Origin of the sequence: Patulibacter sp. NPDC049589 (assembly GCF_040675535.1) — a bacterium.
Taxonomy (GTDB): Bacteria; Actinomycetota; Thermoleophilia; order Solirubrobacterales; family Solirubrobacteraceae; genus Patulibacter.
Window position 1 is genome coordinate 25,160 of the sequence record NZ_JBFAPC010000016.1, and the last position, 13,749, is coordinate 38,908.

Below are 13,749 nucleotides of genomic sequence, written 5' to 3' on the forward strand. Positions count from 1 at the left end.
CCAGCTGTGAGGCAACGGCTCAAGCATTCGCGTCATTTGCCTACCGATACTAGATCGCCACGCTCATCGAACGTGTAGGAACCAGCCCGGGTCGACTTGGACTTGAGGTCCTTCGGACTGCGTCCGATCTTGAACGTGGAACCACGGTGCCCATCGAGGTCACGCACGATGGCGCGCCCGTCGGGCAACTCGTAAATCGGCTCCTTACCCTTGACCTTTCCGACGACCTTGTCCGTGTCGACCCCGAGATAACGAAGGGCGGTCCTCGACTGCGGTGCAGTCAATCGACACGGTCCAACGTTGTGGACGAGAATACTTTGGCGACCCACGTGGTAGACGTGTTCGCCTGCGACCGTGAGGTTGTACGCACGCCCGATCCTTCCGGGCGCGACGCGCAGACCGATGACACGCGCCGTCCCGCCGTCTGCAGCGCGGAGGAGGTCCCCTCCGTCGAGATCCTGGGCCTGCTGCCACTCTCGATCGGTCTGGTTCCAGAACGGGTGGTCCTCGGTGGTCTCGATGACGTCGCCGGCGATATCGAGCAGGCGCAGTCGGTCGTCGTGCACCCAGACGTGGGTCACCTTGCGCTTCCGATGCTTCCCGGTCAGGGGGTCGATAGTGAGGACGACGTCGCCGACCTTGACGTCAGAGATCGGCTTGAGCGTGCCGTCGGCCATGGACACGAGCGTCGATCCGCCAAAGCTCATCTCGCCAGCGGCAGCGCAGACCGCTGCCGCACCGCGGCGCGTGCGTTGAGCGTCGGCCCCCGCCTCGGCGGCGTCCTCGATCGCGTTGAGGACCTTCTTCCCGCGGAGCAGCTTCGTGGGCAGGGGTAGCGACGAGACGCAGTTGACGGCGGTGCTGCAGTCCGGGAGGAGCGCTGCCTCGGCGACGTCGAGGGTCTTGCTGGCCGTCTCCTTGATGACGGACCAGGGGGACATCTTGAACGTGTCCGCACCGCCCGCCCAGGCGTTCGTCAGGCCGTACTCGTCGCCGGCGCGTTTGACGATCGCGCCTTCGGTCGCGTCAGCGCGGCTGTAGACGTACGCGCTCGGCCCCTGCGTGGGCTTGATGTCCGCGGCCGTCGCTTTGGGGAACACCTTCTGCACCGGAGCGATCGCCTGCCTGAGCACCTGCTGGCGTTCACCGAACGCGCGATCGAGACCGCGGTTGACCTTCGAGCCCGCGGAGCCGGCCGAGCTGCGGAGCGTAGTGCGGAGCTGACGGCACGCTTGGTACGCGCCGGGCAGCGACTTCCTGAAGAAGTCCAGCAATCCGCCCCAGCAGTGGCCGTCGTACTCCGCCCGCGACGACGGATTGCCGGCCGTGAACGCGTACCGCGACGCGGTCAGCGGGTCTGATGCGAGCGTCAGATCGGCCTGCGGGTCCTCGAAGCGATCCTGCTGCAGGAACCTGCCGGTCTCCGGACGATACGCCCGGGCCTGCATGTCGTACGTGCCGGTGTCCTGATCGCGATAGAAGCCCTGGAACCGGAACGGGTTCTCCTTCGCCTCCGGCGCCAGGTTCGTCTCCGCGGCGACCGGTGCGCCGAACGGGTCGGTGTCGAACGTGTTGAGCTTGTTGGCGTCCGTGCCCGTTGACGGCTCGGGATTCGTGGCGCCGGTGTCGGCCTTCTCAAGGCCGACGACCGAGCCTTGTGCATCGACGTCGTAGGCACGCCACTCGCGGTTGCTCGAGTCGGGGTTCTTGACCCGGCCGAGTCGCTCGCCGGCCGCGGTGTACTCGTAGGACTGCGTCCGGTTGTCGGGCCGGCCTTCGCGAGAGAGCTGCTCGGTCAGCCCGAGATAACTGTAGTCGTACGCCGCGACCCCCTGCCCGAGCGAGGCCGCCGAGGACGTGCAGGCCGTCTGCGCGCGTGTTCGGCCGGAATCCTCGTTGGAGGTGTCCGCGGGATCCGCGGCACCGGTGAGGCCGGTGACGCCCCGGTCGCGACGATCGAACGGGTCGAAGCAGAACGCCTGGGTGCCGTTGAGCGAGCCGCCGTCAGAGCCGTCGGTCTTGCCATGGGTGCGCTGCTTGCCGGCGGTCAGCCGCTCGAACATGTCGTAGACGTTGCGCTGCTCGAGGGTGCCGCGCATATCGGCGTTGCTGTCGGTGCAACTCGTCGCGACCGTCGGGGCCGGGGCGGTGCCGCCCGCAGCCGATGCCTGGGTGTTGTCGGTCTGACGGTAGCTCTGGGTCTGCGACCCGAACGCGTTGTACGTCAGGCAGTCGGTCTGCGACGAGCGGCTCTCGACGGTGTTCGGCCCATCGGGCGACGCCTTCGTGCTGCGCACCGATTTCTCGAGCCGATCACCCAGGTAGCTGTTGGCCGTGTCGATCGTGGTGGTGACCGTGCCGAGATCGGGCTCGGGCGCAATGACCGTCTCCTTGATCGCGATCGGGCGGCCTGCACCGTCGATGTCGGTGTACGCGGTCGTCTTGTCCGGATCGCGCTCGCTGCGCGCACCGGGACCCTGCCGCTTGCGGACCCACTTCGTCAGCTGGTCGCGGGCGTTGTAGAGGTTCGTGGTCGACCGCTCGTCCTTCGTGCGGTTGCCGTGCTCGTCGTACTCGTACGGGTACGTCTTGGTGTCCGCATCCGTGTCGGTGGCGTTGTCGTTGGCAGCGGCAGGCGTGACCTTGCGCTCGATCAGTTCGCCACGGGGGCTGTAGAGGCGCGTCTCGGTCGTCCTGCCAGCAGTAGCAGTGACAGGCTTCTTCGTCTCCCGACGCTCACCGGACGGCCACCACTTCATGTCGGTCTGGCGGTCGACGGCGCCGGAGAGCGCGGCACCGTTTCGAACCTGAACGGACGTGTTGCGGTCTTGCTCGTCGTACTCGTACACGGTCGAGGTGCCGCCGGAGTACGAGTCGGTGGTCGCGTTGTAACGCCCGTCGGTCTGGACGGACTGCACGAGGTTGGCGGCGTGTGGAACGTAGGTGAAGCGCGTGTCCTTTCCGCCGCTCGTCCACGACTCATCGACGCTGACCGGGCGCCCGGCCTTGTCGCGTTGCACGTTGGTGCGCCGCGCCCCGAGGTTGCCGTCGCTGTCACTGACCTCACCCGGCCGGCAGGCCTGAGGTGTGGCGGGTGCGTCCTGGTGCATCCAGTCGACGATCTGACTGAGTCCCCCGGCGGTGTCGTAGCGGTAGCTGTAGACCTGCTCCTGGCTCCCTCCGCCGGTGCGGCGGCCGCACTTCACGCGCAGCTGCCCGGAGCGGTAGAACGACCGCTGGATCGTGCGCTTGTCGTCTTGGCTGGTCCACCGGGTCTGGTTGCCGTGCTCGTCGTACTCGTACCGGAGCGGCTGCGACGCGGTCTCCCAGTTGGAGCCGTTGCGCCGCTGCTCGGTGGACTTCGTCGGCCACCCGGCGTAGTTGAACTCCAGCTCGGTGCGCCAGGTCGAGTTGCCCGGCCCGGTCTTGTCGTCGTAGATGCCGGTGATGTAGCGCGGCAGACCACGGTCCGTCCGCGTGAAGTCCTGCCTCCAACGGTGACGATTCTCGGCCGTGGGGCTGCCGTCGGCGTCATCCCACGGCAGCGCCCGGCTCTCGATCAGCTGATCGGAGTCGTAGTTCATGACGCTGGAGTTCCATGCGCTGAACCCGGAGAGGCCGTTTCCGCCCTCATCGGCCTTCGTCGGATGCGCCGCGTTGCCCTGGCCGGTGACCCCCTTGGGATTGACCGTCCGCCGGAGGTTCTGCTGGCCGTCGTACTCCGTGATCGTCGTCGCCTCGGACGTTCCCGAGCCGATGGTGCGCTTCCACGGCAGGCCGCGGGCATCGAACAGCGTCGTGGTCACGCGTTGCGGTGCGGCGTCGTCGCCGGCCTCGCTTCGCGCGCCGGGTTCCTCGATCCGGCGAGGGTTGCCCTCGCGGTCGTAGGTCGTAGACGTCACCAGCGTGCCCCCGTTGATCGGGTCGGAGATCTTGTTCTCCTGACGGGTCACACGGCCGCCGCCGTCGTACTGAAACGACGAAGCGAACTTCTCGTTGGGGTTCGTCGGGGTGCCGCCGCCTTCCACGAACGCGCGGGGCGCGTAACGCTTGGTGACGAGGTCGTCGAGGTCGTACTGCTCCTTCGTGGTGCCGCCCGCCTCGTCGACGACGGTGGCGCCACGGTCGGCGAGGTCCGGCATGATCGTGCGGGTGCCGGTGGTAGTCCCCGCGCCGCTGGCCGGCGCATTGGAAACGGTCGGCAGTGCAACGGTGCGGAGGTTGTCGTTGCGATCCCACGTCTGGTCGGTGACCGGTGCCAAGCACCCGGCGCCCTCGCAGCTGGGAGGCTCGGTCGTCGACGTCAGCCGGTCAAACGCGTCGTAGCGCCATGTGGAGACGGCGGGACCGCCATCCTCGGTGCGGCGGGCTCGGTACTCCGCGCGGGTGTTGCCGCGAAGGTCGTACTGCCAGAACACGTTATAGACCTGCGGCAGCTGTGCTTGCGAGTTGTCGGGGTCGGCGGTCGCAGCGCGCAGCGGAATCGAATGCAGCGACAGTCGGCCGAGGTTGTCGTAGGTGAACTGCTGCGTGAGCTGTCCGCCGGCGTCGTCAGGACCCTTCACCTCGGTCAGTTGCAGGCGGCCGTTGTACTTGAGGTCGGTCTGGCCTTTCAGTGGGAGGACGCTCGGGAGATCCTGCGGGTCGACCTTGCCGAAGTCGCCGTTGCCGGGCTCGGTTGGCAGGCCGTCGGCGTTGGTCGTGCCGTCGGTCGGTGCCGGGTCCTCACCGGTCCGCTCGCGAACGATGCCCTGCTCCTCGTCGTAGAACCACCAGCCGGGACGGTCGGTGCCCTGGAGCTCCCCGGTATCGAGAAAGGTGTTCGTGATGAGGTTGTCGCGAGCGTCTCGGACGGTGGTGGGGTCGCCGACGTCGTTGATGCCATAGCGGATCTCCCAGGGTGCGCCGTACTGGCCGCTGACCTTGGGGACCCAGCGGCGGTAGACCTCGCCGGTGTCGTAGTACCGCAGCTTCGTCTCGAACGCGCCCGTGCCAGCGCCCGCGTCGTCGGAGTCGTTGCCGCGCGGGCTGGTGACGAGCGTCGGCTGACCGTCGCGGCGACGCTCGATCGTCGTCTTCGCCCACGACGTCGTGGCCTTCGCGTCGGCGTCGTACCCAAACGGCTCCCCGACCTCGATGAGCTGGCCGCGGTCGTCGTAGTTACGCTTGGTGACGCGCCCGGCGTGGGTCCGCTGCTCCTTCTCCCGGTCCTCCTTGTCGTACACCCACGAGGTCGTGCGGTTGGTGTCCGTCCCGCCGGAGGTCGTGCGCGGGTTCTCGATCTGCTGCTTCTTACGATCGAACGCGTCGTAGACGTATCGGAAGCGCAGGTAGTTGTTCGTCTCGACCGTCTCGAAAGTGCCCGCGTTCAGGACCGCCTGTTCAGCGTCAGCGTCGCCGTTGGTCTTCGCGTCGACCTCGCCGACGACGTTGTCGCGTCGGTCGTAGACCCTCGAGGTCGTCTTGCGTTCGGCAACGGACGCGTCTTTGCCCTCTCGAACCTGCGCGACAGCGCGTCCGAGTCGGTCGAAGCGCCACTCAGTCCGATAGCCCGGATCGTCGATCGTCGGGTTGCGGGGCGCTAGCGGGCCGCTGCCGTCGGGATCAAACAGTGTCTGAGCAGGATCCTTTCGCCGAGCCGTGTTGTCATCGGCGTCGTAGGCGTACTCCGTGACCGGCCAACGGGTCTGCGTGACAGCGGTTCCGTCGGTCGTCGCCGACGGCGAATCCATTCGCGCAAGCACGCCGGGCGCCTCGTTGCGCTTGATCTTGTCGGTCTCGGTGTAGGTGCGCGAGGTCAGCTGATCTTCTTCCTCGCGCTCGCCGGTGACGTTGTCGTTCTTGTCGAACGTCTTCGCGGTCACGCGGAAACGGTCCGTGGCGCCAGCCACGCCCGTGCGCTTCGGAATCGCCTGAACGATCTCGCGATCGAGCGCGTCAAAGGTGAATCGCGCGACGTAGGACTGGCCGGTGCTACGCGCGGACGCTCGTGTGCCCGCAGCGGCCGCTCCGGCCGGATCAGGAGACGTCGCAAGCGGCTGTTCTGTCGACGCGGTCTCGTCGATAGTCGTCCCGGCCCGGGGGTCTCCGACGCGGGTGGCGTTACCGACCTCGTCGTAGAGCGACCGCCACACCTTCATTCGGGGATCGCGGCGGTAGCGCGCGTCACCGTTGCCGTCGAACTGCGCGAACGTCTCCTCGACGACGACAGCCTCTCCCGTGGTGTCGCCGATGCTGGAGTCCGGCTTCGCCCAGTCCGGGCGATCTTCCGCGCTGTCCCACTGGCGGGTCTGGTGGGCGGTCACCAGGCCGCGGGCGTCGTAGCTGAACTTCTCGTCGAAGACGCCGTCGTTCCCGCCGGGCTTGTCGATCTCGTCGATGTCGCCCTTCTCGCCGGGCAGGTAGCTGTACCCGGTCGGCTTGCCATTGCGGTCGGTCTCGGTCGCGAGGTCGTAGACGAACCTGCGACCCCCGTCGCCGTCGCCGTCGGTGGACGCCGCGTCCAACGGACCGTTGTGGGTGTTGTACGACCACGACCGGGAGCGCTCGTCGTCGCCGCCCGGGCTGCCTCCGAGCGCGCCCTTGTACTCCTTCTCGACCTCGAGCTGGCCGAGGGCACCCCACTGGTACTCCGTGGTGGTCGCCTCGGTGGTGTCGTAGGGCTCGAGCGCACCCTTGATGCCGATCGTCGAGGACGCAACGGCGTTGACGGCGTCGTTCCAGGTCTGCATCGACCCTAGCTGCAGGTGCTGGACGCCGGCCGGCGGGCTGTCGTCGTCACGGCCGGGATCGTTCAGGTCCTCGACCACGCGGGTCAGGCGGCCGCCCGCGTCCATCGTGAACCGCGACGACACCTTTCGTGCGTTGCGCACCCACGTGGTGAAGGTCGTGCCCTGCCCGGTCCCGGTCGGCGCGTCGTAGCGGTAGCGCCGCTCACGCGACTCGACGTCGTTGGTGCGCACCGACGCGCGATCGGCGACGCCCTTGACCTGGCGGACGTCCTGGATCAGGCCGATCCAGCCGAGCAGCGGATCGAGCGCCCCGCTCAAGGGCAGCCCGCTGCCCTGCGGGTCGCCGTTGTCGATGCGCGTCGCGTTGCCGCGAGGGTCGGTGACCGACGACAGGAACGCCGTGCCGTCCAGCCACCCCAGCGTCCAGGAGCGCCGCTGCGGCGCGACCGGGGCGTTCGACGCGACCTCGACGCCGGTCAGCCGGTTGCTGCCGTCGTACGAGAGCGTCGTCGTCCTGCGCTGCGACCCGATCCGCTTGCGGTCCTGCACCGAGACCAGGCGCATCGTGTCGTAGCTCTGGTCGTTCGCGTCCGCCTGGTCGTCGTAGCCCAGGATCCACTTGCGCTCGTTCGCCGCGGTGGCCGGCGTCTGGCTGACCCCCTCGAGGCCCGCCGGATTCGTGCCGGCGGCGTCGACGACCTCCTTGACGCGGAAGCGGCACTCGAACGTGTAGCCGCAACCGGGCCGCAGACGCCGGAGCACGTTGTTGAAGTCGGGGCGCTCCTCGTAGACGAGCCGCAGGACGTTGCCGTGACGGTCCTCGGACTCCGAAGCGCGCCCGTCGCGATAGAAGAAGAACGTCGCGCCGTCCGGGCGGGTCGCCGCCCAGAAGCGCGGGCTCGCCGGATCGGTCGCATAGCGACGCAGCTCGAGGTGCACACCGGGCGGGGCGTTGAACCGCAGCCCGGAGGTGGCGCTCTCGTCCTTGGTGAACGTGTGGCGCGTGCCGTCGCCGTCGGTCAGGACGATCGTCTTGACCCCGGTTCCGTCGTTGACCGTCGACGGCAGGTTGGCGCCGTCGGTGATCCACAGCGGCTCGTTCAGTCGCGTGATCGATCCCAGCTGCACCGAGACGCCGCGTCCGGCGACGCCGTAGCCGAGCGCGCCGTTCTCGCCCAGCAGACCCGGGACCAGGCCCGACGGCTCCAGGCTGTTGTACGTCAGCCGCATCACGGTGTCGAACCCGATCCCGGGGTTGGAGACGGGCGTGACCGACCACAGGCTGTTGCCGGTGGCGAGGTTCACGCGCTGGACGCTCCCGGACCCGGTGTCCGTGGAGTCGTAGGTCATCCAGTCCTCGAACCCGAGCCCCGGCTCCGCCGGGCGCGCGCCGCCCGTCGCCTCGTTGACGACGGTGCCGAGCGCGCGCAGCTGTTCCTGCTTGGCCCTCGACAGGCGCTCGGCGAGCTCGTCGCTCACCGGCTGAGGCCGCGAGGCCACGCCGACGCTCTGGGCCGCCGGGCGCGTCGGCGCTCCCAGCGACGACACCACAGCGCCGGAGACGCCGGCGAGGGCCAGGGAGCGGGGATCGAGCGTGCGTTCTTCCTGCTCAGAGGAGGAGGAGCGCACTCTCGACGGTCCGCGGGCGGCGATGACCACGGGGGCGTCCGCCGCGTCCCTCGCGCCGGTCGCACCCTGGCGCCGCCGGCGGCCGCCGCCCGCCCCTCACCCCGCCGCATCCCCCCGCGCGTTGAGCTCCCGCACCACCTGCAGCACGTCCGTCCGGTCGTAGAAGTCGACCGCGATCGCGTTGGGGACGCGGCCCAGGCGCCCCCGGCAGGCGGCGACGCGGTCCTCCAGCGCCGACGCCCGGCCGACGCGGGCGGCCGCGGCGGCCGGGGGCGGGAAGCGGTCGATCCAGTCGTTCATGATCAGGAGCGGCGAGTCCGGGGTGCCGCGGTCGGGCTCGCAGGAGCGGGGGTCCTTCGTGAAGGCGCTGATCGAGGTGTTCTGGGCGAAGACGAACGCGGGCTGGAACCACGGGGCTCCGCCGCCGTCGCCCTCGTCCAGCACGATCAGCCGCCGGCCGCTGGTGACGAGGTCGCGCAGCGTCGGCAGCGGCCGGCCGCGGGGCAGGGTGGCGACCGTGCGCTCGAGGCCCGCGTTGCGCACGGCGTCGACGATGTCCGCCGGCGCCACGCTGGACTCGAGCATCAGGACGACCACCTCCGAGCGATGCCGCTCGAGCCAGCCGCGGAGCTCCTTCAGCGCGCCGCCGAACGGCTGGGCGCCGAGCTCGCAGAGGGTGTGGCACAAGTAGACCTCGCGCTTGCCGCCCGCCGGGACGAGGCCCAGGCGGCCGGCGAGCCGCTCGGCCGCGCCGATCGCGTCGGCGCCGAGCTGCGCCGCGACGCGGTTGCGGGTCGTGCCCTCCGCCTGCAGGTCGGTGCGGACTCGGCCCTGCGCGTTGACGACCCCGTAGTGCGGGTCGACCATCAACAGGCGGATGCCGTCGTCGAGCTGGGCGGGGATGGCCTTCGTCTGGTTCGCGAACAGCCAGCCGGGCCGGTTCGCGGCCGACATCGAGTTGTGGGTGCCGGGCAGGACGACCTGGTCCAGGCGACGGCCGCAGAGCTCGGCGGAGCCGTTGCAGGTCGTCAGCTCGGCGTCCTTGAGCGGTCGCGGCGTCCCGCCCGGGAGCGCGATCCAGAGGACGACGCCGGCCGCGACCAGCGCGGCGACCAGGCCCCCGGCCAGCGTCCGGCGGCGGACCCCGAACCGCGGCATCCCGGCGCGCGCCTCCCGACCCGAGCGCAGCGTCGAGACGACGTCGGTCAGGCCGAGCAGCACGATCGCCCCGCCGAGCAGCACGAGGAGGGCGTCGAACAGCGTCCCGAGCCGCAGCAGCAGGACCGCGCCGACGAGGACCAGGACGGTGCCGCGCAACACGCGCGCGGGCGTCGGCAGGCCGTGGCCCGCCAGGACGGTCGCCGTCCGGCGGACCGCGGCCTCCCCGTCGACCCGCAGCGCGGCCAGCAGCACGCTGGAGGACAGCAGCAGGCCGGCGACGCCGAACCCGATCAGCAGGCGCCGCAGGTCCCCCGCGAACGCGTCCCACGTCGCGTCGGCCGCCGCCCGGACCTGGCCCTCGGAGACGACGCCGACCCCGTGCACGTGGCCGACGATCTCGGACTGCAGGCCCGACAGCGCGAGCACCGCCAGCAGGCTGCCGACCATCATCCGCACGCCGACGCCGGCCGCGGCCCGGCGTCGGTCCGGGGCGGTCGCGATCAGGGCGACCAGGGCCAGCAGCGCGCCGCCGAGCGCGGGCCACGCGACGCTGGAGGCCTGGTCGGCGACCCGGACCGCCGACGCCGCGGCGTCGGAGCGGCGGATCTCCGCGATCTGCGGGCGCAGGTCCTCGGGGATGTCTCTCGCGAGCGCCGGCGACGCGGTCCGCAGGGCCGGAAGGAGCACCTGGCGGACCTCGCGCAGCTCGATCGCCACGTCGTCGTCGCCGCGGAAGAGGACGCCGTGGGCGGTGATCGCCGCGCGGCGGAGCACCTGCTCGAAGCGCTGGGTCTCGAGCACCGCCTCGACCGCCGTGAGCACGAGCGGCCGCGCCGCCACGAGGTTCGGCGAGCGGCGCTCGAGCAGGTCGACGGCGACCTCCTCGGCGATGACGGAGCGGACCGGCCCCGACCGCAGGGCGGCGACGCCGCGATCCGCGAAGGCCTCCGGCTCCGCCAGCTCGGCGCGCACGTAGGCGGCGACGAGGCCCAGGATCGCGAGCGTGACCGCCAGCGCCGAGAGCGCTCCGCGTAGCACGGGTCCCATCGGACCCAGTCTGGCATCCGGGGTGCCGCCGCCGTCACGTCACATCGACCGACTCGGGCGGCCCGACCATCGGACGAGGGCCCGGCAGCGCCCCGCCGCTCCGGCTCGAGTTGTCCCCGGCATGCGGGGCGAACTCGGGCCGAAGCCGATCGCGGGCGCCCTCCCCCGCCCTACTTCGCCGGCAGCCCGATCTTCGTGTCGATGAACTCGTTCGTGAACAGGTCCGCCGCCTTCAGGCCCGGAGCGATCTTGATGTTCTGCTTCGAGTAGATCGGCCCGACGAGGTCGATCATCTTCTGGACCCGGGTGGCGTCGATGTCGCCCAGCGGGGGCGTGTCGCCGTTGCCGATGATGCCGTTGTCGACCTGCGCCTTGGCGGCGTAGGCGGCGAGCTCGGCCGGGTACTCCCAGCCGTTGTTGTAGACCTTCGCCGCCTGGACGATGACCGCGTTGGTGGCGGCCGGGTCCGCGGCGTAGTCGACCTGCGCCTGCTGGATGATCGGCACGAGCTTCTTCAGGCAGCCGCTCTCCTTCGTGATGTCGGCCTTGCGCACGGCGAGCGTCTCGCCGTAGTTCGGGTAGCCCGCGTCGGCGATCGAGAGCGTGGCGACCTTCTTGCCCCACTGCTTGACCGTGTTCTCGTACTGCCACGGCTCGGCCGTGATGAAGCCCTGCTGGACGACCTTGCCGCCGGAGGTGACGAAGCGCGCCGGCTTGCCGTCGTAGGACGAATCGACCTGGCTCTTCTTCAGGATGCCCGCGCCCGTCAGGTAGTCCATGTAGACGTTGCCCTTGAAGTACAGGACCTTCGTGTCGGTCTTGCCGATGTCGGCGATCGTCTTGAAGTCGTAGGTGCCCGGATCGAAGATCAGGACCTGCGCCCACTGCTCGCGCGGGGCCATGACGGAGACCGTCGGGAACTTGCCGGAGTTCTGGACCGACTCGTCGGTGTTGACGTAGCCGAGGGTGATCGACTTGTCGGTGTACATCTGCTGCGTCGGGCTCTGGAAGCCGATCGCGGGACCGCCCGCGCGGACCTCGACCTGGACGCCGGTGTCCTGGCCCTTGGCCACGAGCTCGCCGGTGACGCGCTTCTTGCCCTTGTCGTACTTCGCGGTGGCCGGGTCGATCAGCGCGTACGCCTCGGAGTGGTCGGACTCCGGGTGCCAGTCCGTCTGGATGACGACCTTGGACGGGCAGACGTCCTTCAGCGAGACGGCCGAGGACGCCGTCGAGGCGGTGGTCGTCGCCGTGGACGCCTCGGTGGTGGTGCTGGACGAGTCGTCGTCGCTGCCGCACGCCGTGACCGCGAGGGTCGAGGCGACGAGGACGGCCAGAAGAGACAGTGGTGTGCGGCCTGGGGTCATGGGGCTTGGGGCTCCGATGCGGGTGGTTCGGGTGGTGGAGAAGGGGAGTGGACGGCGGGTCGTCCGACGGCCGGCCGCCCGCCCGCCGGCCCCGGTGGGGGCACGGCGGACGAGCGCGGCGTCAGGACGGGACGATGGGTGGGCCGGCGCGCCGGCCGGGTCGGCGGGCGGCGGCCACGGTCAGCCTCCGGGCCGGACCGCGCTGTGCCAGCGGCCGATCACGCGGCGCTCCAGCAGGCCGACGCCGACGTAGGCGATCAGGCCGAGCGCCATGGCGAGGATCACCTCGGCGTACATGCGCTCGTACTGCAGCTGTGACGCGTCGAGGTTGATCAGCTGGCCGAGGCCCGGGTCGCCCTGCGTGAAGAAGAAGTCGCCGACGACGGCGCCGACGACGGCCATCACGGCCGCGACGCGCAGGCCGGTGAAGATCGCCGGCAGGGCCGCCGGGAGCTGGAGCTTCAACAGCCGCGTCATGCGGCTCGCCTTGTGCAGGGTCAGGAGGTCGTGCTGGCTCTGGTCCGCGGTCAGCAGGCCGAACAGCGCGTTGGAGATGAACGGGAAGACGGAGATCAGGACGACGACCAGCACCCGGCTGGGGAAGTCGAAGCCGATGACGACGCCGACGATCGGCACGAGCGCCAGGATCGGGGTCGTCTGCAGCGCGATCGCGTAGGGCAGGAGCGCGCGCTCGACCCACTTGGCCTGGCTCATCGCGATCGCGAACGCCATGCCGACGACGATCGTGATGATCAGGCCGACGATCGCGCCCTTCGCCGACAGCCACAGGCCGTCGAGCGCGGTGTTGAGGTTCGCGCCGTCGAAGAAGCCGACGTTCACCACGTCCCACGGCAGCGGGACGGTGATCCGCTTCTCCTCCGACAGGAGGTAGTGGAACGCGATCCACGCCCCGATGAAGACGAAGAAGACGACGACCGGCGGCAGGACCTGCTTGACGAGCGTCGCCACCCGTCCCTGGCCGCGCGGGCTGCGCTCGACCGGGATCGTCGACGGCACCGTGGGCGCGCCGCTCATGGTGGGGGTCGGGGACATGCTCACGAGTGCGACTCCTTCAGGACCTCGGAGACGTGGCCGCAGAGCTCGGCGAACGCCGGCTCGAACCGGAGCTCGGGCTCCCGCGGGAAGGCGAACGGCACGGGGAAGTCCCCGACGATCCGGCCGGGCCGCGCCGACATGACGATCACGCGGGTGGAGAGGAAGACCGCCTCGGCGATCGAGTGGGTGATGAAGAGGCCGGCGAAGCGCTCCTGCTCGAAGAGCGCCAGCAGCTCGTCGTTGAGGTGCTCGCGGGTGATCTCGTCGAGCGCCCCGAAGGGCTCGTCGAAGAGGAAGACCTTGGGCTTGAGCGTCAGCGCCCGGGCCAGCGACGCGCGCATCTTCATGCCGCCCGACAGCGACTTCGGATGCTTGTCCTCGAAGCCCTTCAGGCCGACGAGCTCGATCGCGCGCTGGGCCTCGTCCTTGCGTTCCTTCTTGCCCATCCCCTCGAGCTCGCCGAGGAGCTCGACGTTCTGGCGGACCGTCCGCCAGGGCAGGAGCGTCGCGTCCTGGAAGACGTAGCCGAGGTTGCCCGCCCCGACCGACACGCCGCCCGAGCTCTGCGGCTGCAGGCCCGACGCCATCTTCAGGAGCGTCGACTTGCCGCAGCCGGACGGGCCGACGACGGAGACGAACTCCCCGGGGTCGACGTGGAAGCTGACCTCGTCGACGGCGTGGGTCCCGTCGGGGAAGCGCATCGACGCGTGGTCGAAGGTCAGGCCGGGCGAAGTCGCGGCGCCGGCGAGGGTGGAGGT

The 13,749-nt window shown here is 70.1% G+C and carries 5 protein-coding genes; all 5 read right to left on the minus strand.

The window, feature by feature from the left end; translation table 11 throughout:
- Positions 1 to 32: 32 nt before the first annotated feature.
- The 5 genes from AB0L40_RS04955 to AB0L40_RS04975 all read right to left on the minus strand — a co-directional run bounded on the left by AB0L40_RS04955 (position 33) and on the right by AB0L40_RS04975 (position 13,692).
- Positions 33 to 7,295, minus strand: a complete 7,263-nt coding sequence (locus AB0L40_RS04955) for an RHS repeat-associated core domain-containing protein (RefSeq protein WP_364350077.1) — start codon at positions 7,293 to 7,295, stop codon at positions 33 to 35.
- Between the two features lie 1,161 nt (positions 7,296 to 8,456).
- Positions 8,457 to 10,568, minus strand: a complete 2,112-nt coding sequence (locus AB0L40_RS04960) for a hypothetical protein (RefSeq protein ID WP_364350080.1) — start codon at positions 10,566 to 10,568, stop codon at positions 8,457 to 8,459.
- Positions 10,569 to 10,738: 170 nt separating this feature from the next.
- Positions 10,739 to 11,935 carry an ABC transporter substrate-binding protein gene (locus tag AB0L40_RS04965; RefSeq protein WP_364350083.1) on the minus strand — a complete coding sequence of 399 codons (1,197 nt, stop codon included), beginning with the start codon at positions 11,933 to 11,935 and terminating at the stop codon, positions 10,739 to 10,741.
- A gap of 180 nt (positions 11,936 to 12,115) precedes the next feature.
- Complete coding sequence (locus AB0L40_RS04970) at positions 12,116 to 12,988, minus strand: ABC transporter permease subunit (RefSeq protein ID WP_364350122.1); 873 nt, start codon at positions 12,986 to 12,988, stop codon at positions 12,116 to 12,118.
- A gap of 2 nt (positions 12,989 to 12,990) precedes the next feature.
- Positions 12,991 to 13,692, minus strand: coding sequence for an ABC transporter ATP-binding protein (locus AB0L40_RS04975; RefSeq protein ID WP_364350125.1), 702 nt, complete (start codon positions 13,690 to 13,692; stop codon positions 12,991 to 12,993).
- Positions 13,693 to 13,749: the final 57 nt, after the last annotated feature.

What these genes read in the sequence shown, in the direction of transcription:
- AB0L40_RS04955 (WP_364350077.1), bottom strand. Translation starts at nt 7,295, where the DNA reads ATGCGCCTGGTCTCGGTGCAGGACCGCAAGCGGATCGGGTCGCAGCGC.
- AB0L40_RS04960 (WP_364350080.1), bottom strand. Translation starts at nt 10,568, where the DNA reads ATGGGACCCGTGCTACGCGGAGCGCTCTCGGCGCTGGCGGTCACGCTC.
- AB0L40_RS04965 (WP_364350083.1), bottom strand. Translation starts at nt 11,935, where the DNA reads ATGACCCCAGGCCGCACACCACTGTCTCTTCTGGCCGTCCTCGTCGCC.
- AB0L40_RS04970 (WP_364350122.1), bottom strand. Translation starts at nt 12,988, where the DNA reads ATGTCCCCGACCCCCACCATGAGCGGCGCGCCCACGGTGCCGTCGACG.
- AB0L40_RS04975 (WP_364350125.1), bottom strand. Translation starts at nt 13,692, where the DNA reads ATGCGCTTCCCCGACGGGACCCACGCCGTCGACGAGGTCAGCTTCCAC.